20 protein-coding genes are annotated in these 19,114 nt (G+C 44.6%); 7 read left to right on the top strand and 13 right to left on the bottom strand.

What is annotated here, in order from left to right; translation table 11 throughout:
- Positions 1–64 precede the first annotated feature (64 nt).
- The 5 genes from Vsou_RS08595 to Vsou_RS08615 all read left to right on the top strand — a co-directional run bounded on the left by Vsou_RS08595 (position 65) and on the right by Vsou_RS08615 (position 5,997).
- Positions 65–1,423 (top strand): fucose isomerase, encoded by a 1,359-nt coding sequence (locus Vsou_RS08595; RefSeq protein ID WP_188604266.1) that lies wholly within the window; start codon positions 65–67, stop codon positions 1,421–1,423.
- Between the two features lie 58 nt (positions 1,424–1,481).
- Positions 1,482–2,582 carry a glucose 1-dehydrogenase gene (locus Vsou_RS08600; protein WP_188604267.1) on the top strand — a complete coding sequence of 367 codons (1,101 nt, stop codon included), beginning with the start codon at positions 1,482–1,484 and terminating at the stop codon, positions 2,580–2,582.
- Between the two features lie 93 nt (positions 2,583–2,675).
- Complete coding sequence (locus Vsou_RS08605) at positions 2,676–3,551, top strand: SMP-30/gluconolactonase/LRE family protein (protein WP_188604268.1); 876 nt, start codon at positions 2,676–2,678, stop codon at positions 3,549–3,551.
- A gap of 95 nt (positions 3,552–3,646) precedes the next feature.
- Positions 3,647–5,116, top strand: coding sequence for an aldehyde dehydrogenase family protein (locus Vsou_RS08610; protein WP_188604269.1), 1,470 nt, complete (start codon positions 3,647–3,649; stop codon positions 5,114–5,116).
- A gap of 5 nt (positions 5,117–5,121) precedes the next feature.
- Entirely contained in the window at positions 5,122–5,997 is an 876-nt protein-coding gene (locus tag Vsou_RS08615; protein WP_188604270.1) for a fumarylacetoacetate hydrolase family protein, read from the top strand.
- 126 nt (positions 5,998–6,123) lie between these two features.
- Here Vsou_RS08615 and Vsou_RS08620 read toward each other — a convergent pair whose 3' ends face one another.
- The 8 genes from Vsou_RS08620 to Vsou_RS08655 all read right to left on the bottom strand — a co-directional run bounded on the left by Vsou_RS08620 (position 6,124) and on the right by Vsou_RS08655 (position 14,061).
- Positions 6,124–6,732 (bottom strand): zinc ribbon domain-containing protein, encoded by a 609-nt coding sequence (locus Vsou_RS08620; protein ID WP_432422825.1) that lies wholly within the window; start codon positions 6,730–6,732, stop codon positions 6,124–6,126.
- 441 nt (positions 6,733–7,173) lie between these two features.
- The gene (locus tag Vsou_RS08625) at positions 7,174–9,822 is read right to left on the bottom strand and encodes an AAA family ATPase (protein ID WP_188603975.1); all 2,649 of its coding nucleotides are present in this window, start codon (positions 9,820–9,822) and stop codon (positions 7,174–7,176) included.
- 51 nt (positions 9,823–9,873) lie between these two features.
- Entirely contained in the window at positions 9,874–10,197 is a 324-nt protein-coding gene (locus Vsou_RS08630; RefSeq protein WP_188603974.1) for a 50S ribosomal protein L31e, read from the bottom strand.
- Positions 10,198–10,229: 32 nt separating this feature from the next.
- Positions 10,230–11,057: an NAD(P)-dependent oxidoreductase gene (locus tag Vsou_RS08635; RefSeq protein ID WP_188603973.1), complete on the bottom strand. Its 828-nt coding sequence runs from the start codon at positions 11,055–11,057 to the stop codon at positions 10,230–10,232.
- Between the two features lie 53 nt (positions 11,058–11,110).
- A complete protein-coding gene (locus Vsou_RS08640) occupies positions 11,111–11,650 on the bottom strand; it encodes a THUMP domain-containing protein (RefSeq protein ID WP_188603972.1) in 540 nt (179 codons plus the stop codon).
- 338 nt (positions 11,651–11,988) lie between these two features.
- Positions 11,989–13,194: a nicotinate phosphoribosyltransferase gene (locus Vsou_RS08645; protein ID WP_188603971.1), complete on the bottom strand. Its 1,206-nt coding sequence runs from the start codon at positions 13,192–13,194 to the stop codon at positions 11,989–11,991.
- A 58-nt stretch (positions 13,195–13,252) separates the two neighbouring features.
- Complete coding sequence (locus tag Vsou_RS08650) at positions 13,253–13,777, bottom strand: hypothetical protein (RefSeq protein WP_188603970.1); 525 nt, start codon at positions 13,775–13,777, stop codon at positions 13,253–13,255.
- Between the two features lie 2 nt (positions 13,778–13,779).
- Positions 13,780–14,061, bottom strand: a complete 282-nt coding sequence (locus Vsou_RS08655) for a MoaD/ThiS family protein (RefSeq protein ID WP_054843934.1) — start codon at positions 14,059–14,061, stop codon at positions 13,780–13,782.
- 52 nt (positions 14,062–14,113) lie between these two features.
- Here Vsou_RS08655 and Vsou_RS08660 point away from each other — a divergent pair, with 52 nt between their 5' ends.
- On the top strand, positions 14,114–14,665 hold the full coding sequence (locus tag Vsou_RS08660; RefSeq protein ID WP_188603969.1) for a methylated-DNA--[protein]-cysteine S-methyltransferase: 552 nt from the start codon (positions 14,114–14,116) through the stop codon (positions 14,663–14,665).
- Here the strand turns inward: Vsou_RS08660 and Vsou_RS08665 are convergent.
- Both Vsou_RS08665 and Vsou_RS08670 read right to left on the bottom strand, forming a co-directional pair.
- A complete protein-coding gene (locus tag Vsou_RS08665) occupies positions 14,658–15,464 on the bottom strand; it encodes an SAM hydrolase/SAM-dependent halogenase family protein (protein WP_188603968.1) in 807 nt (268 codons plus the stop codon). The genes Vsou_RS08660 and Vsou_RS08665 overlap by 8 nt on opposite strands.
- Positions 15,465–15,497: 33 nt before the next feature.
- The gene (locus tag Vsou_RS08670; protein WP_188603967.1) at positions 15,498–16,517 is read right to left on the bottom strand and encodes an MBL fold metallo-hydrolase; all 1,020 of its coding nucleotides are present in this window, start codon (positions 16,515–16,517) and stop codon (positions 15,498–15,500) included.
- 275 nt (positions 16,518–16,792) lie between these two features.
- Here Vsou_RS08670 and Vsou_RS08675 point away from each other — a divergent pair, with 275 nt between their 5' ends.
- Complete coding sequence (locus Vsou_RS08675) at positions 16,793–16,978, top strand: TrmB family transcriptional regulator (RefSeq protein ID WP_188603966.1); 186 nt, start codon at positions 16,793–16,795, stop codon at positions 16,976–16,978.
- A gap of 161 nt (positions 16,979–17,139) precedes the next feature.
- Here Vsou_RS08675 and Vsou_RS08680 read toward each other — a convergent pair whose 3' ends face one another.
- The 3 genes from Vsou_RS08680 to Vsou_RS08690 are packed head-to-tail and all read right to left on the bottom strand — an operon-like array spanning position 17,140 to position 18,818.
- Positions 17,140–17,484 carry a hypothetical protein gene (locus Vsou_RS08680; RefSeq protein WP_188603965.1) on the bottom strand — a complete coding sequence of 115 codons (345 nt, stop codon included), beginning with the start codon at positions 17,482–17,484 and terminating at the stop codon, positions 17,140–17,142.
- The gene (locus Vsou_RS08685) at positions 17,477–17,626 is read right to left on the bottom strand and encodes a hypothetical protein (RefSeq protein ID WP_188603964.1); all 150 of its coding nucleotides are present in this window, start codon (positions 17,624–17,626) and stop codon (positions 17,477–17,479) included. Before Vsou_RS08685 ends, Vsou_RS08680 begins: the two co-directional genes overlap by 8 nt.
- A 52-nt stretch (positions 17,627–17,678) precedes the next feature.
- Positions 17,679–18,818 (bottom strand): hypothetical protein, encoded by a 1,140-nt coding sequence (locus tag Vsou_RS08690; protein WP_188603963.1) that lies wholly within the window; start codon positions 18,816–18,818, stop codon positions 17,679–17,681.
- Between the last annotated feature and the right edge of the window lie 296 nt (positions 18,819–19,114).

Genomic DNA, 19,114 nt, shown 5'->3' on the forward strand with positions numbered 1-19,114 from the left:
ATAGGCATGGTGATTATGATAATCCTTAAAAGCATCCTATATTTTATAATGATTGGCATAGGTTATGGGTAATATACATATACCTGTTGGGTTTGTGGTTTCTCCGTATGGTGCGATAGGCGAAGCTCCGTATTCCCTGGAGTGGTTTAACGGAATTAAGCAGAAGGTTATGCAGAAGTTGAAGGAGTTGTATCCGCATATTGACTTTAGTTATTATGATATTTCAACGATGGATGACGTACATAACTTTTTAGCTAAGGAATCCAATGCCCCAGGCTTCATACTTTTTGTGCTGCAGTCATTGCCTGGTACTCTTAGGACTCTCATCTATAGTGGTAAGCCTACGGTTATAATCGCAGAAACCTATGGGGGTTCTGGTGAGTACCTATTTGAGTACTCAAGGGCTAGGGAGCAGGGGTTTCCTGTAATTGGTGTATCGACAGATGATGTAACGAATGAATCTGTACTAAGGAAGGTTAAGCTTATTGAGGTCATCGCTAGGATGCGCGGTGCAAGGATCGTGTTTATAGTTGGGCCTGACGTCAAGCAGTATATAGAGGGTGAATATCCATTGAGCGCGGATATTTTTTCAACATTTAGGTCAATTGCGTCAATAACGGGGGTTATACCTGTGGTTATGGATGTTGTTGAATTTAGGGAGAAGTACTATGATAGGGTCAGCATGAATGATGCCGAGAAGATAGCTGAGGTTTGGATTAAGAATGCTGAGTCCGTCCAGGAGCCTCTTCGGGATGAAATCGTTAAATCCGCCAAACTATACATAGCACTGAAAAATTTGGTGCGCGATTTAGATGCGGTGGCTGTTGCTGTTGACTGCATTGTACTTTATGGTAGTAGGGCGAGGGTTAGGTACCTTGACGCCTGGCCTTGTCTAGCCTATATGCAGTTGTGGTATGATAATATTATCCCTGTATGCGAGGGAGATCCCTACTCCGCCGTAGTCCTGTTAATGGGTAAATACTTGGCTAATCTTCATGGCTTTCTTAATGACCCTGGTATAAACGAAGCAAGGGATGAAATGGTGTACTATCACTGTTACGCACCTACGAATCCACACGGGAACCCCAAGCAAGAGGTACCATATATAATAACAACCGCTCATTTAGGTGCGAAACACGCGTCAATACACGTTAGGTTACCTATAAATGAGAAAATTACAGCAGTGGGTTTTGACCCAGAGGAGAGGCTTCTCACCGTGCATGGTGGTAAGGCCGTACGTACAGAATTATCGCCTTATGCATGCGCCACAAAATTGGTTGCCTCAGCAAATACTAAGGAAATAGCTAGGAATTTTAGATGGAGACTTGGATGGCATAGGGTGGTCTTTTATGGTGATCATACCGAGGAATTTAGAGAATTAGCTACATTAATGGGATTAAGGGTAATCGATGAGGATAAGTAAATATCAATGCTCTTATCCTTAGATAAAGTTTAAAAATAATATTATTTACAGGTTCAACGTGAGGGCGGTAATAGTACATCCTCCCAAGCCTGGGGTAGAATTCTCAGATTTAAAGGAGCCAATTCGACATGGTAAGGGTTCCGTGAAGGTAAGATTACTTGAAAACGGAATATGTGGATCAGACAGGGAAATTGTTAGGGGTAGATTGGCCACATCTAGACCGCCACCCGGCAAGGACTGGTTAGTTCTTGGCCATGAGGCTATTGGTATAGTTGAGGAGTCTAGTGATCCAAGGTTTAAACCAGGTGAATTAGTTATGCCAGTAAATAGAAGGAGTTATGAAGGGCACTGCCTTAATTGCCTCGTTGGGAGGCCTGATTTCTGTGAGGCTGAGGAGTATGTGGAGGCCGGTATGGTGGGTATGGATGGTTTCATGGTGGAGTATTACTATGATGACCCTAAGTACTTAGTCAAGGTACCAAGCGAGATCAAGGATATTGCAATTCTTGCTCAACCCCTGTCTGATCTTGAAAAATCCATTGAGGAGATACTGGCTATACAAAGGAGATTTATATGGACCTGTGATGATGGCACGTACAACTGCAGAAGGGCGATAGTATTTGGATCAGGCGCCACTGGAACGTTATTTGCACTGTTATTAAAAACATATGGATTCGAGGTATATATTGCAAATAGGAGGGATCCCCTTGAGGGTGAGGCGAAGATTGCGGATGAAGCTGGTTTGGTTTATTATAATTATACAAAGGAGAGCCTTGATAAACTTAAGAAATTAGGTTTTGACCTAGTTATAGATACAACGGGAGCGTCAGCATCATTGATTAGGCATGAGATAGAGATTCTTAAGCCCAATGGCGTGCTTGGTTTATTTGGTTTTCCATCAGAGGGTGAGGCTGTTATACCATATGATGTTTTTCAAAGGTTCATATATAAGGCTAATGTGGTTGTTGGTATTATTAACGGCCAAAAACCCCACTTCCAGTTGGCGCTTTCGCACTTAGCGCAATGGAAGTCCGTATGGCCTGGAGTTACAAAGAGACTAATTACTAAGGTGATTTCAATAAACGATGAGAAGGAGGTAATCAAGGCGCTCAATGCGAAGGAACCTGGTGAGATAAAGGTAAAGATCAAGTGGGATTGATTCTTTAATTGTTTAATGATTCTATAATTATAATTATTTAAAATACAACTGAGTTAATATTTTTATATTATTTATTTATCAAGATTAACCAATATGAAAGCCCAAGCGATATATAATGTACCACGGAGTATTTTGGGCGAGGGACCGGTTTGGGATGATAGATTGAATGCACTTTATTGGGTGGATATTATAGGTGGTAAGGTGCATGGACTTAAGGATAATAGGGTGGATACCGTTTTCCAAATTAACGATTTCGTTACATGCGTCGCCCTTACTAGCAATCCCAATTATTTACTGGTTACCCTAAAGGATAGGGTTGTTCTTGTAGATGTAAATGCAAGATCCATTGTTAAAACCTTAGCTAAGGTTGATGAGCCGTCCACCAATAGACTTAACGATTGTAAGGTTGATGCAGCCGGTAGACTTTGGTTTGGCAGTATGGATATGAATGAGAGGGAACCAAGTGGTTCGCTTTATGTACTTGATCCAAGTGGTACAGTTAGGAAGGTATTGTCTGGAGTTACGATATCTAATGGCATTGTTTGGTCCCTGGATAATAAATTTATGTACTATATAGATAGCCCAACCAGGAAGATCATGGTATTCAGATTCGATTTAGATAAGGGAGAATTAATGAATAAGGCCATGGATATTGACCTATCAAGGCATGAGGGCATACCTGATGGTATGACAATAGATTCCGAGGGTTACCTGTGGGTTGCCATGTATGGTGGTGGTAGGGTATTAAGAATTGACCCAGGGAAAAGGGTGGTAATTGATGAAGTTGATGTACCAGTTTCATATACAACTTCGTGTACGTTCGGTGGGGATGGTCTAATGAGTTTATATATAACCACGGCTAGGAATTACCCACGTGAGGTGGAGAGGGAGGGTGATGATGGGAAAGTATTTATTGCGAATACTGAGATACGTGGATATACGGCGAATAAATACCTTGTAAATTTATAGCAATAAAACCGAATTCTAAATATATGGGTCTCAATATTTTAAAGGACTTACCCATAGGTAAAATATAAATATCACTTATATTTTGTACCCTTCGTATGCACGAAAACGAATTGATTAAGGGCGTCTGGATCAAAACATACACCATACCTAAGGATAGGGATTACTACGATATTAGGAATCCTGCAGATACTAGGCAATTGATTGCTAGGTTTCCAAGGCTTAAACGCGAGGATGTTAAGTCAGCCATAGATGTTGCTAAGGAGGCTTTTGCCAAGTGGAGTACCACATTGCCTGTTGAGAGAGCCAACATATTGTATAAGACGGCCTTTATAATTGAGTCCAGGGCTAATGATATGGCTAGGCTGTTAACTCTTGAAGAGGGTAAGACTCTTGCTGATAGTATGTTTGAGGTTGTGAGGACGGTAAACCTACTTAGGTTTTACGCGGGGTTGATAGTTAAGGACTTGGGTAAGGTAATACCATCTCAGGATAAGAATACATTGATAATGACCATGAGGGAACCCCTGGGTGTTGTAGGTGTCATTACCCCGTGGAACTTCCCGCTATCATTACCAGCATGGAAGATCATACCAGCTATAGCCACTGGGAATACCGTAGTTTGGAAACCAGCCAGTATAACTCCAACAATAGCCCATGAACTCGTTAAGGCATTCTATGACGCCGGCCTACCCGAGGGCGTACTCAATTTTGTGACCGGGTCAGGTGGTGAGGTCGGTGATGAGTTGGTCATGAATAAAGATATTGATGCAATAACTTTCACGGGCTCTCTGCAGGTGGGTAAGGAAGTTAATGAGAAGATTGGTAAGCAGAACCGCTTCGTCAGAGTGCAACTGGAGCTTGGTGGTAAGAATGCGACGGTTCTTACGAAGAATGGTGATATTAATTTAGCCATAGAACAAGTGGTTAGGTCAGCCTTTGGTCTAACTGGGCAAGCATGTACAGCAACATCCAGGTTCTTAATACCTGAGGACATGCATGACGAGGTACTTAATAAATTGATTGAGAGGACTAAGAGAATAGTTGTTGGTAATGGACTTAAGCAAGGTGTTGATATGGGTCCGCTTGCAAGTAGGGAGCAGTTTGAGAAGGTCCTTGGGTATATCGAGCTCGGCAAGCAGGAGGGCGCTAGGTTGGTCTATGGTGGTTCCGTCATCAAGGGTAGTGAGGAGTTTGACCATGGTTATTTCGTGCAACCAACAATATTTGACGGCGTTACAAAGGACATGAGGATAGCCCGTGAGGAAATATTTGGGCCCGTCCTAGCAGTAATGACGTATAGAACGTTAGATGAGGCCATAGATATAGTGAACTCAGTGGAATATGGTTTAATAACTGGAATAGTAACCAGGGATCTTAACGAGGCTATGAGATTCAGTCAGGGTGTAAAGGTCGGCGTAGTAAAGATCAATAAACCAACAATAGGACTAGAGCCCTGGGTACCATATGGTGGCGTTAAGGCGTCGGGTAATGATATTTATAAGGAGATGGGTGAGGAGGCAATTCAATTCTTCACTAGAATAAAGGCAGTGTATATGGGTTGGTGATTGCCATGAAGCTCTTCAGATTAACTAATAATGGTTGGGTTGGAAATTTCGCGATAATTAATAACAAGGTCTACGTATTACTAAGTGACCCAGTTACTGCCTTGAAACTTTACTCAGAGGGTAAGGAGGTGCCACTTGGTCCCGAGGTTAATGTAAACGTCGATGAGTTACTAAACAGGGACTACACATATAGGGGCCTTAGGTTTACGAGACCCTATGATCCAATCGAGGTTTGGGGCAGCGGGATTGTTTACGAGGTTGCTAGGTCCAGGTATACAGAGGAGGACGTGGCAATGATAAAGGGTAAGACAATATATGAATTGGTATATGACGCTGAAAGACCGGAGATCTTCTTCAAGGGCACCGCAAACAGATGCGTTGGTCATGGGGAACCAATAGCAGTTAGAAGTGACTCGGAATGGACGTTACCCGAGCCTGAGCTTGGTGTTGTAATCGACTCCAGAGGTAAAATACTGGCTTACACGGTTAGTGATGATGTTTCTGCAAGGGACTTAGAAGCCCAGAACCCACTTTACTTGCCGCAGTCAAAGATTTACAATAATTCCTGCGCCATGGGGCCTTTCCTAGTGACACCTGACGAAGTTGGTAACCCCTACGACTTAACTATCAGCATGAGAATAATTAGGGGTAGCGCAGTGGTGTTCGAGGGTAGTATAAGCACTTCTAAAATGAGGAGGAGGGTTGAGGATCAAATAAAGTACTTGATTAGGGATAATGCGGTTCCTGATGGAACGTTACTATCAACTGGTACGGCAGTAATACCACCGAGACCCATTACACTAATGCACGGTGATGTTGTTGAAATATCAATAACAAGGCTTGGAACACAGAGAACGCCAGTGATAAAGCTGGGCAAATAAAAATAAAAAGTCAGGATCATTAACTTTCTTAAATGGAGATATCCAAGGAACTTATTAAAGCTGCTGAGGAGAGAGGTATTGATCTGACCTCCTCCCCGCCCTTTAGGGCGGGGGTTCCCCGAGGTCTCAGGGGTTACACCCCTTTATGGGTGCTACTCCGTTATGGAGGACTAGGAAAGACAATGGTTTTTTGACCGTTAACACTACTTTACCGATGGCCTTCTTAAGGATGTTCAAGGCACCGTTTAAGTCACTGTGCAATCTGTGACCAAACGGACAGCCTACTACTCCTCTAGGGTGTCTCTTCACCTCCACGTTGTGATAGGGGCAAGTCCTTGAGGTATTGTATTCAACAACCTCAAACACCTTCATACCGTATTCCTGAGCCTTCAGCTCGATGGCTTCCATTAGTTTACGATAAGACCATAAATTCACCGTTAACTTGCTACCCTTATCCTGTACAATGCCGAACGGATAACCCAAGTAGATTGTTGACACGCCAAGCTCATGCAGCGTCTTAACAAGATGGGATGCTAGGTTTCTGTACAAGTGCAGTAACCTCCTATACAGCTTCCTGAACAGCCTCCTCCTCTCATAATTAACCTCATTCCACAGCCTGGCACACGCGTCAGCAAACCTCCTAAGCTTCCTCTCCTGGAAGCCATTAGGCAGGAGGCGGACCACGTTAGCCCTTCTATTTGAGTATTCGACTTCATAGACACCCTCCCCTGGCATTGCGAGGGAAGTCGGCCCCCGCTCCCCATCCTCAAGGAGTTGACCAAGGGAGGGAGCCACAAAAGGACGCGTCGTAGAAGCTTAAAAAACTTCCACCCCCGCCATAAATGGCGAGGCTTGTCCTCTATTTTATCACCTTAAATAATCAATTGTTCCATCATCCAAAGAATAACATACCTAATCATGATTAAGGATCCCACTAATTTGGAAATAGAGCTCAATGCTTGTTCATTGGTCTCGCCGTCACCAGCCGTAGCTTATTGTTATTGCTCCCAACGTTAATATTAGGTACCACATGTCCATGGGGTTGATTTGAGCCAGTCTAGGCCGGTTGGTGATTATCGGTATTTTTCGTTACATAACGCCTGTCTCGTGCTTTCAAGGGCTCCAGGGCTCCTTGGATTGTTAAGTCCACTTGGCCGAGCCTTTTATTGTGATGCATTACGTGGGTAGTCCAATCCTTATTAGGAAGTCCTGGTATTGATTAAGCACCTCTTTACTTAGTGATGGGCGGACCTTGCCGAGGGCATACTCAAAGTCCTCCCTGGTGATTCTAATGTTTGTATCACCACTCAATACCCTATCCAGAGCCCTCATCTTAGCCTCCCTGACCAACGCAGCCAAATCAGCGCCACTGTATCCCTCAGTTACCTCAGCGACCCAGTTAATGGCCTCCTCCTCGACCTCAGCGTTCTTAACATGGATCCTAATAATCTCGTGCCTGGCATCCCTATTGGGCGGTGGTATGTAGATCACCTTATCAAATCTACCTGGCCTAAGCAACGCTGGATCAACGAACCAGGGCCTGTTAGTGGCGGCGATGACGATGACATTGTTCAATCCCCTTATACCATCCATTTCAGTTAGCAATTGTGAAATAACCCCGGACCAGACGCCACCTATTGGTGAGTCCCTTGGTGGTGCCACCGAGTCGATTTCATCAATGAAGATTATGGCAGGCGCATTATCGCGCGCCATATTGAAGACATCCTTCACAACAGCGGCAGCCCTCTCCGGCCCAACCCTGGCCAATTCAGCCCCATTAAGCTCTATGAAGTTCGCCTTAAGCATGTTAGCCGTTGCCTTGGCAACTAGTGTCTTGCCAACACCGGGAGGACCAAAGAGTAGGATGCCGTGTATCGGTTCAATACCCAACTTCTCAAGTATGTCCCTCCTCTGCATTGTGGCGATTACGTACTTATTGATGGTCTCCTTAACCTCCTCGAGATCACCAACATCATCCCAAGTGGTCTCTGGAATACCAACCTGGGCTTTCCCATAGGTCCTCAACCTACTGTACTGCAATCTAAATGCATCGTACTTCTCAAGTAAATCATAGGTTAGACTGGGCTTATACCTATTGATTAATTCCTCCAATTTATCCTGTGTTATGGGTCTTTGTTCCTTAATTGATTCAAGGACTGCGGTCCTCACTATGTTCATGATATCGGCACCAGTAAACCTATCGGTCATTTTAGCCAGCTTTGCATAATCAATATTCCCCTGGATGGGCTTATCCCTGAGTAATGACTCAAACAACCTAGCCCTGACTTCCTCGTTTGGCGGTGGTATGTAGATCACCTTATCAAATCTACCTGGCCTAAGCAACGCTGGATCAAGAAGGTCGGGCTGGTTAGTTGTTCCGATTATCAGGATATTCTCATTCTTCTTGACTATTCCATCCATCTCACTAAGTAGTATGTTGAGTAGTCTTGGTGTTACGTCATCGCTAACGTACTTACTCCTTGCTTTGCCGATTGCGTCGAATTCATCGATTATTATAACAGAGGGTGCATAGTTCCTGGCTACCTTGAAGAGCTCTGCAAGCCTATTCTCGCTCTCACCATAGTACTTACTGAGTAACTCACCTAGGTTCATGATTATCGCAGTCCAACCCAACCTACCCGCTATTGCCCTAGCTAACATTGTCTTGCCAACACCGGGAGGACCAAAGAGTAGAACACCGTGAATTGGCATCAAACCGTACCTCTGGGACAATTTACTATCCCTAAGTGGCGTTATGACGGCAGATTCTACCTCGTTCTTAACATCGTCAAGCCCAATCACATTGTCCCACTCATTGGCTAAAGCCTTGAGTTCATCCTTGTTAAGGATTAATTGATAACCACGTTCAAGGGCAACCACGGACTGCTTCTCCTCTTCTTCAAACTTAATCTCAACAAGCCTGAGGTGCATTACCGCAGGAAGAATGGCTACACTTATTATCAGGGCAGGTAATAAACCCTGCATTAGGGTATTGACATCAATACCCTGGTAAAGACCGAAGTATGGGTTCATGTAGAACAATAAGTATGTCATTAAGGCGTAGGCGACTATCGTGCCAATGGTAGGCGCGAAAAACCTGACCGCCCTATTATCATGGGCTCTCAACCTGCTGGATATTACATATGCCGTGTATGCCGCCAATGCCATCACAGGCGGTAATACATAGGTACTCGTCCAAGTAAACACCCTACCAATGGCCTGGTTCAATCCATAAAAGCCAACGTCCATTCTGCTCAGGGCATTCATTATTGCATTGGTGGTGAGGTATTGTAACGGCGTTAGTTGCGAACCTACATACCCAAACCAGGGGATCACGGTATTGCCGGCGTTCAATAGTAGCAGTGTTGGTATATAAAGGACGAGAAATGTTATTAGTGATTTAAGTGGCGTGACTTTCCTGGTGACGCCAATGGTGAGACTTGGTGAGGTTAATATCAATGGTACAGAAAGCACATAGAGTGGGTTGGGCATTATTGAGAATTCCCAGGCTAGCATGCCGACGCCAACGCCAAGCCAGTCAAAAACCCTAATTAACACAATCAGTATTAGTATGAGAAGTAATGCTCCTAATGCCGCGTACTCATAGGCATAAAGTAGGGCGGGTATTAGGAGTATTATCATTATTGCAAAACCAAGCTTAACATGCCCAGAATATGCAAGGGCTGCTGTAACGACTACTATTAGTATAGCGATTGGTATTGGATAAAACGGAAAATCAATTATGAAGGCTAATGATGAGATCGCCAAGTAAAGAAATGCCGTGAATAACCTTGACATTGAACGCAGTGTCCTATTACTAACCACATCACCTGAGAAGTAAAAGTCCTTTAAAAAGAATCGGCTATTTACAGGTAATTACTTCGATTCCTCAGCCTTTTCCTGAGCCTTTTTCTCAGCTTCCTCCGGAGTGTTCAGAGTAACCCTAACAGTGCCGTCACTGTACTTAGTGACCTTGACCTCAACTCTCCTTGGTGGCTTTTCAATACTACCTGACCAAACATACTCATTGATACTATTGTCTATCTTAACGTTCTCTGGTTCGACTTTCATGTGCCTAGCCACGAAACTCCTAATTAACTTAATAGCGTATGGGGATCTCCTGGTTCTCGAAGCCTCCCTGGTCCTCCTTAGATTAATTACGTAAATCCTCTCAACCTCAACCTTGGCGTCTTCGCTCATCACGCACGATTAATCAGTGGAATTAATAAGCATTATTTTTCCTTTACACGGCCAATAAGCTCAAGCAAGCCAGCCCTAACATAGTCCTCATTGCTAAAGCCCATGGCGGCTAATAACTCATAGAGGGACTTAACGGCTGATGAAACAACGAGGGGAGTTTTCGTATCACCCGCCGACTTAACGGCATAGTGCATATCCTTAGCAGCCAAGGCTAATGTGAATGAAGGAGGCGACTTAGGCTTGAGCATCCTATCCATGTACCTCTCGGCCACGCCCTTAAACGCAGTCTTCATCAGTAAATCCTTAAGGGCTTCATCATTAACGCCGAAGGTTCTGCCTAAAGCTACATACTCGCCGAGTAGCGCCATGGAACCTATTAGGAAGGCGTTGTAGGCCAGTTTAAGTGCCATTGCTGATTCAACCGTTGGTAACCTAATCACAACGCCTAACCTATCAAAAACCTCCCTGGCCCTCTGATAGGCATTTTCCGGGCCACCGACTAGGTATATGGCTGTGCCGCCTTCGATGTCCGCAGGCCCACCAACGACAGGCGCAGCTAATAGGCCAATCCCCATGCCGGTAAACCTAATATTAAACGCAGTAACAGCATTAATACTGTAGGTTCCTGACAGTACTATTAACTCGCCACCAACGCCTCTGACGGTACTCAATGCCTCATCGTCAGAAACGAAGATAAATGTAAGCCCCCTGGCCTGGGATACATCATCTATTGGCTTAGCCGGTAACCCCCTGAGTCTATCCTTAGTCCTATTCCAGGCATACACATTAAATCCCTGACTAACCAATCTCCTAACAAGCGCACCGCCCATTCTCCCAGTTCCGATTACTGTAACATCCATACAAAACTCAATTAGTCATGCTAAATTAAAGAATTGCGGTTATTGATAATGACTTACTCACCACTTTGTTGGGAGCCGACACTAACCCTCATTAACGAGAAAACATCATCCTCCCTAATCACGCTTATGCCAGTCCTTGAGGGGAAAACCTCAACCTGGATAACCTTATCGGGGCCCTCAAGCTTAACCTTATTACTTATCTTTGACGCTATTGAGTCAATTATATCCATCCTATCAAGATCAACACCCCTCTTCCTAACCTCAACCTTATAAGTCTCATTAGCGCTGAGATATCTACCAGCTAATTCTACGGCGGCCTTGGATATCTCATCGATCTTCGTACTTACGGTCCTCATCACAGGCACGACCTTAAGTACGAAACGCGGTACATAATGACCGCCCGTAACAAGATCCTTCAGTCTCCTTGTGAACTCCACGGGGTCTCCATCAACATAACCAGTTATTAATCCATCAAAACCCGTAAAGGATGTTTGGGCAATCCTCATACCGACCAAGTCACCTATGTACTTAAGTTCATCGGCGCACCTACCCTCCAGTCTCCTTCCTGTGGATACCACTAAATTGAAATCCACGAACAACCCCAACCTTTATCTTAACTCAACCTTTTATAAACCACACCCAACCATGAAATTAACTTCTGCACCGCGTCATAGCACATGGCTTAAATACACCAATTTAAGGTAGGTAATACTTTTTAAGATTGCTTTTAAGTCACCATTGACCAGGTATGAACAACCTAGTTATGGAAGAGGAGGAATGGGAAGAGGAGGAGGAAGAGGAATGGGAGGAATTTGAAGAGGAATGGGAAGAAGAACTATGAAAAACTTACATTTTACACTCAAAATAGAAATCTCGTATTTCTTAGGTTAATCAAGGGAAGCATTAAGGTATAAGGTAATGAAGCGACGTATCATATTTCAGCATACCTTAGCTGATCAAGCACGTAGTTCCTAATCTCATGATCACTGGGCAATGCTTCAATGGGCTTCCCATTATCAACAAATTTCCTAAGCAATGGCACGGGTCTGGAACCATCCGGACAGGTCGCCGGCTCTGAATCCCACGGAATAACCTGGTCATTTAGGGTTCCTCTACACCTATAGACCTGCTTAAAGCCCGGCAACTTACCACGCTTCGTTATTGGCACCCAACGCCCGCTCTTCTCATCATAAGCCTCCACAATATCCATACTAACGTCAACGCTCGGTGGAAAGGCTATTGATGTGCCAACACCAAACATGTCCGCAATACCCCTAAGCCTAACGACCTCTTCCTCATCAACACCACCACTCACTACAATCTTCACATTCCTATAACCAGCAAGGTCAAGGGTCCACCTAACCTCACGAACAATGGCCTCCATATTACCACGCCTACTACTCGGGGTATCCAACCTAACACCATAGAGCCTGTTACCGAGTAGTTTAGCCGCTATCATGGACTCCTCACGCTCATCAAGGAACGTATCGGCCAGTACAATCCTTGGCACATCATTGGGCATTACCTTATCAAACCAGACCCAGGCAAGCGTGTGGTCACCGGTTGCGTGCCTAAACACAATCATTAATGCGTGGGGCATTGTACCGCTGGGCTTCACACCCAATAATTTCGCGCCCACAACGCCGGCAACACCGTCACAACCACCTATGTAGGATGCCCTATCAACCATTGGCTGTATTGCAGGATGAACAACCCTAGCCCCAAAGAATAGGCATGCCCTATCACCAGCAAGCTTCTTGATCCTAGCCGCCTTAGTGGCTACCGAGGAATAATGCCTAAGTATGCCTAGGAATGCGGTTTCATAAACCGCAAAATCCATGTAATTACCCTCCACCACCATCAATGGTTCATTAGCCCTAAAGAGCGTACCCTCTGGCATCGCGTAGATGGTTATTGGCAACTCCTTGGCCACCGTAAGATTAACAACCTCCTTCAAACCAGCAAACACAGCCCACCCGTAATTCCTTGGTAAGTTAACAACGTGAAACTCAGCCCTAACCCTAACCCTATCCAGTCCCGCGGCCTTGAGGACATCAACAGTCCTCATGAAATAGATATCCGTGGTTTCGCCATTGAGGATCTCCTCATCCTTAGCAACATAGAATAACCTATCCATTACCTGGCTTGAGGAAATAACATAGTTATAAGTTATACACTGCAAGAAATGCCACCAACTACGTAAGCCCACCAATATACCTACTAATCAAGGTGTTAATGAATTCATCGATTGTATTGAAGATCCCCGTGTACGATCGATGAATACCAACACCAATAGCCGCATCCATAATGCGATCATTAAGTACCCTAATTACGTCACTAATGATACGATCCACGCAATCATCAACGCCCATGATAATGATCGACACCTGATCATGCCCAACTGGATTAAGAAGCGACAAACCGCGTCTCAACTGGGTTGTGCCAGCCATATATGTCAAAGCACCCAGGCCAACGTCCCTAAACCTGGATACACCCATCAAGTGCTCCCTAAGACTTAGGTATGCAGGGTACATCATCTGCCAGGGATTTAGAATCATCCTCGCAGGTACGATGGTTATTAGGGAATCCCTGCATCCGCTAATTATTGACTTAACCCTACTGAGCAATTCATCATTCATGGGCCTACTCAATACAAGCGTTGCAAGCCAGATCCTTAATTCACCAACATCACTGGCAAGCCTAATTACCTGGCTCCTCATTATTAACCACCGTGGATGTAAGCAAGGATCAAAACCTCATCATTATCCCTAACCGGCGTGTCAAGACCCTTGAGAAGCCTTATATCGACGTCATTAACAGCAATGTATATGTCGGGCATCAAGTCGTTCCTTGAAGGATCAAAGACCCTCCTAAACAGTTTCTCATTCACGGTCTTAAGTCCATTAATCACCCCTCTCACACTGTCAACATTGGTAAGCTCAATGTACTCCCTCCCAACAGCCAATGCCTTCAATACACCGACTAACCTAACCCTAACAACCACATTGAATTTTTGGGCGAGGGTTTTTAAGGTGCTACTTATCAATTAAAATGAAATGCGTTGCGTAACATTATCAATAGTGGGAATCGGTATATTGGAAATTTGTATTTATAGTGATAAGATTCGGGAAATAAGGGTCAGGGTCGGTATTGATGGCATTAAGAACAATAATGAGGAACCCATTATAAAATTAATACTCGATTACATAACGGGGATCGCGAAGCCTCAAGACATAATAGGGCACATAGAACTAAGCCCAGGTCTGCTTGGCCTTGCCCAAGTCGCCATGCTCTCGATCCCACGGGGAACGGTAGCAACCTACGCCCAAATAGCGCGCCTACTAAACACCAGCCCCAGGGCGGCCGGCAGGTTAGCAAGCGCAAATAAACTACCAGTTATAGTTCCATGCCACAGAGTCATAAAGAGTGATGGTTCACTCGGCGGCTACTCAGTTAGTGACACCTATGTTAAGTCCAGGTTATTAATGATGGAGGGCGTATCAATAAGCAACGGTAAAGTACCCAAGCAATACATGGTCAGCAGCACCGTGCTAGTGAAGAACTTCAGGGAACTCCTTAACCATGTATCGCAGGGTATGGTCATTTAATAACGGATAATGTAACTTCATCGCCCTCCTTCACATCATACCTAGAGGCAAAGCTACCTCTATTAATTGAAAGCTCTAGGAAGCCCTCACTATTAATAAGCGCCAGTGCCTCACCCTCGCCTGCATAACCATAGCTCCTCAGGAACCTAACCCTAAGATCAACGTTTCTCCTTGGAATATTGATCCGCAGTTCATCACCATAATCAAGCCCAAGGACCTCAAGGTCATTAGCCCTAATTCCCGTGTAGGCATTACCGAAATGATCAATGTAGATAATCACGGAACTAGCGACACCCCTAGACACACTACCGCCAATACCTGGCAATACCACGGGGTCAGTAACCCTAGGACCGAGTAATGACGGGTCAAGCCCAAGGCTTAGGTACGCAGCCACTGGGGCGAATATATCGCGTCCATGGAACGTACTCGTAACAACGGGTCTCATGAAGTCTCCGCTCTCTATGGACCTTACCTCAACGACACCATCATCACCGGCAGCCATCATTAGGACACCGTTATCGGGACCTACAAAGTAGTAATTCCTGGACCTAATTACCAATGCCCTTCTCGAGGTACCCACACCCGGGTCAACAACCACAACATGAATAGTGCCCCTAGGGAAGTACTTGTAGGAGGCCCATAGGGTAAATGCTGCCTTACGTACATTGAATTGAGGTATGGCATGGGTTATATCCACAATCATGGCCTCAGGATTAAGACTAAGTATCACACCTTTCATGGATGGCACGAAGTAGGAATCGTAACCAAAATCCGTAAGCAGTGTTATTACGGGTCTCATTTAAAGAAACCATAGATCCACGTATTTAAGTATTTACCATAGGAAGAAATCCATGGTCAGTTGCCCCGAGTCTGGCAATGGCCTCGCCATAATACCCAACTCACCCCTTAGATACTTGGCAAACCTGGCAGCATTACCGTATACAGTATATACAAACCTAGCCCCACTGCTTAGCACGAAATCCACCAACCCAGGGAAATCCGAGTGGCTGCTTAACGGTAGGGCATCAATACCGAGGGACCTAAGCCCAAGGGCCCTGGAGCTTCTGGCGTACATACCACTGAGGGCCACAGCCCTCAACACGCCGTACCTAGCCCTCAATGCCCTAACAACCTGGACCATATTTCCCTGATTACCTGTAATAAGTACGGAACCAGCAGGAGGAAAACCACTAAGTACCCTGCCATGCCTTATACCAAGGGCATTATTAATAGCCTTAATACTAGGCTCCACATAAAGTTGGTAATCCCTAAGCAAGGCAGTGAGTTCTTGACCACGACCAAGCGGCTGACCCATAAGGAGCACAATGCCGTTCCTCGTACCATCCTCAACAACGGCCCTCAATTCATCATAAACCTCAGGCCTACTTGGAAATACGTAGTCCGGGTCGCCATACGTGGCCTCCATTATAAGGACATCAACATCGAGGCCCCTGGCTCCATCAAGCAATACAGAGGGTTCCACGTTAAAATCCCCAGTGACCCCAACCCTAAGATCACCAAAATCAAGCACATAGGACAAACTACCAATGACATGACCGGCATTAAAGGACTCAATAAAGATATCATTAACAAGTATCCTGGAACCTGGGGAAACCACCAAGTGCCTTGGGTACACGCCATCACGCGCCCTAATAATCGCAGCAGTCTCGCTACTCATGACCAATGGTGAAATACTGCGAATAGCACCTGGACTAACATGGTCTTTATGTCCATGCGTCACCAAAACGGCATCAAAGGAACCGGAGGGTTTCCTCAATGGATCCACAATAATCCTTTTACCTCTATACTCAATGATGATCCCACGATCATAATACGCCCTAAACCCACGCATACCAACGAATAGGCATTACCAATCATAATTTAAAAACACTTGCCCAATTTTAGAAACTCTTTCTACACAGGAATAACAATTAAACTCAACAATTAAAACTAACCCTAGAACGCCATAATTACAATAAAACAAAGGCGCAGTCAATTACCAGAGACAGGTAAAGGTACGTCTAAGGTATTTAACCGCACCATTTAATTAACCCAGCAAACCGCGATTAATACCACACAGGCATAGAAGCAATATCTTTATAATCTAAAGACTGCTATCTATAATGTATGGTCGAGGGGATCAAGAAGAAGATACTTGATTACCTTACAGGCAACAGGGGCAGGGAATTCACGGCAGAAGAAATAGCAAGAGCTGTGGGTGAGGAAAGGGTCAATGTAATTAAGGCGCAATTAACGAGGTTAATAAAGGACGGAAAGGTAGTAAAGACAAACGGAAAATACAAAGCCACATAAATACATAAAGAGGTAAGAAAACTAAAAATTAGCCTTAATTGATCCGGCGGCCATACTCATCAACATGCACAAACTTCACTGCTAATTAAGGACAATAACGAAAATAACTTAATTACTCGAATCCCCGTCCTCGCTTTTGGGTTTCTTACTTCGTTGTTGCTTTAGCTTATGCATGTTTGTGTTGTTTGGTTTGTTGGTATGTATGTTGTTGCCGTGCATGTCACCGTCTTCGTACCGAGAGACGTCTGTATTGTTGCCTGCCAAGTGACCACGTAACTAGTTGGTGGCGAGAGACCCATTTGGGCGGCTTGGGCCAGTGATATACTGCCTATGTATGCCGTGACATTGACCGAGTGAGGCATTAACTCAACCGGTAGGTACTCTGGTTGTAGGCTCAGCGTGACACCATTATCATACGACACGGTGATGCTTGATGAAATAATGCTTATTGCATACGGGTTTGGATTCTCAAGCCACATGTTGAAGTAAATAACAACACTAACCAAGCGAACTCTGACTTGAAACACCCCAATTAGCCGAAACAAGCTTGGGAGGCTTAAAGGTCATGTAGGGGTAGAGAAAAACGAGAATCAAGGCAATAACAACAACGGCAACAGCCAAAACCAAAATTAAACCACGAAAACGCATACAAAGGTAAAGCCTAGGGCCTAAATTTAAGTATTCACAGTGCTGCCATTGCTTACGTAATTGCACTATTTATAGCGTTCACGAGCTTACTAACGCCCTTCCCTCCCGGTCTTACATCTTCAATAACCTCAACTCCATTATTACTTAACTTCACTTTCACGTTATTCGGCACAGCATGGCGAGTGATGAGCATTACCTTCCCCGGCCTAAACTGCCTGACGTACGGTATAACCTGCCCATCAATATCTCTCTCCCAAACCTCATAAGGCAACGCCTTACACTCAATCAATAAGTCAATCCCACTACCCGACTTAACTAAGTCATTAACACCGTCAAACCTACCCCTGACAACAACAATATCAGGTCTAACGGCCCTTCTACCTGGTGGTCTAACAAACCTTAACTTACCGTTTTCAAGAACAATGTTAGCATCCAGAAACACATGAATAGCCGGGTCTACTTGGAATTCAAGCCACATTGTGAAATCGCCATGTGGCGTATTGAGTATTGTGAAGCTGGTTCCACCACCCTGCTCAAACCAAACAGTCACTGGCCTGCTAATGAACGGTTCATTCGCTTCCCAACTCCTCCTTATCAAACTCCTTGTACTCAATGTCTCGGCGACCTTTGTGGCAATCCAATTCTCGTAGATTAGGGACATCGTTGTTTTAATCCCCCTAATCCTACCTGCATCACTCGGTATGCTTAATTCAGTGAAGTAGTAAATCCTCGGAATATTGAAAAATTCACTAAGTCTAGAGGCATGACCCATGAACCTCAACTCACCACCAATCAACCCCCAATAACTCCTGGCCTCATTAGCCATCATCACGAACTCACTAAATAACTCATTCAATAGACCCCTCAACTCAGGATTTTTTATTCTGAAATTAACATCACTTAACCAATCATTTACCGCATCCTCGATAGCCCTACTCTCACACTTTGTATAGTCCACCGTATTTACGTAATTACCAGGTGAGCACCTAGTGACACCGCCATAGCCGCTCCTACTGAAGTGGAATATGAATATCCAGGACGGGACATTGCTCGGTATTTCATATACGTGCTCATCACCATCATGCTTAACGAGCTTGCCGACCTCGGAAACGTGAACAAGTTCATTACCAATGAGGACGTAGGCATACTCAGAACCACGGGTACCGCCTCTCCTCAATTCACTAATAAGCATAAACCATCCACAGGAAACTAGCAAGCAGGTGCAATTAAGCATTCTGCACTTCGACTAAAGTGTGTACGACCCAACATATTTAGTACTTCTTATCGTAGATCTTTACCTAATAGGTCATAATTAATGGGATAATGGTTGCCCTAATCAGCGTTATCGTGATTATTTCCGATATCGTTAATGTTTCGTACGCATAGTCATAACTTATTGGTAAATATGTCACTATTGGTTGCGGCATTCATGTTCAAGGTTTTAGATAAACATGATCCATCATTCGATTAACTACCTAAAATCAACAG

Source organism: Vulcanisaeta souniana JCM 11219, assembly GCF_026000775.1.
GTDB classification, from domain to species: Archaea; Thermoproteota; Thermoprotei; order Thermoproteales; family Thermocladiaceae; genus Vulcanisaeta; species Vulcanisaeta souniana.